At 35.2% G+C, this 1,145-nt stretch carries 2 protein-coding genes; both read right to left on the bottom strand.

What is annotated here, in order from left to right:
• A partial coding sequence (locus ACS8FC_RS14615) for a DUF262 domain-containing protein (RefSeq protein WP_439297298.1) occupies positions 1–626 on the bottom strand: 626 nt, incomplete at its 3' end.
• A 101-nt stretch (positions 627–727) separates the two neighbouring features.
• Positions 728–1,145: restriction endonuclease (locus ACS8FC_RS14610; protein WP_439297297.1), on the bottom strand; the 418-nt coding region annotated here is incomplete at its 5' end.

Raw genomic sequence — 1,145 nt, 5'->3', positions numbered from 1 at the left:
AGTGCACTACCTAGATTGTCTGACTCGATAACGACAACATTTACATTAGTTAAAAAGTACTGAACATAGTCGTCAAAAAGCTCAACTGATTGTTGTATGTAGTTTTGGAAGTGTTTAGAAATGAGTGCATAGGCTTCTTGCATTTTGCGTATTGAGCTAGTGACCTCACCTTCGTATTCAGTTTTCAGAATTATGGTGTCCAAATAACCATTACTTTCCTCGTATTGAAGTTCAAGACGTGGAAGAGTTGTCTTTGTCTTTAAATCAAATTTGTACAGCCAGTTTTTTATTATATTGAGGATACTACTACTTACGGCAGTAAGTTGCTGATTGTCTTCGAGATCTTCGAGTAGATTACGCATTGCACACAAACACAGGACAATTGTAGTTAAACGTTGTTGTCCATCTATTACATCATATTTGCTATTTTTCGCCACAATGATAATTGAGCCTATAAAATAGTTTTGTTGCTCATTTAAATGGGCGTCAAACTCTTCATCAATATCCACTAGGAATTGTTGGATATGTTTATCTGCTTCCCACACATATTCTCTTTGATAGTCAGGAACAACGAAATAGTATTGCTCAAGGTCACCAATACTTAATACATCAGCGTCAATCTTCATTTTTTTCCCTGTACATCTAGAGTCTTTTTGACTCCGTTATGCTTGTTGTTAAATTATAATAATTAAATTGCTTAATCGAATATTATTTTAAACCCTTTAGTCTAACCAAGATCACGAAAAAACCCTTCATTCATTGCTAGAACTGGGTCTGCGTGGTCTTCAATAACACCTATACGATGTTTGATCATCAGGTTTACCATATTTTCCCCATCTATTAGTCTTATAGTATATTGATGTTCTAAAGAATCAAGATACTGATAGGCTGCTTTAGTAAATTTAGCAGTCGTCATGAAAATACCCTGTCTTAAAGAGTAGGGTGCGATACTACCGATAAAATTCTGTAAATCAGGACTACCAATATTATTAGCTGTGTATCGCTTACACTGTATATAGTATTTCATTGGGTGACCTAAAGCGTCCTGAACTGTAACAATACAATCTATTCCCATATCACCCGATTTACCGTTATGGATTAGTGGAGTCTCAACTTCCGCCTTGGGATATAACGCATATATTAAT

This window comes from Psychrobacter sp. 1Y4 (genome assembly GCF_051847555.1).
This window is presented reverse-complemented; position numbering and strand designations above follow the sequence as displayed.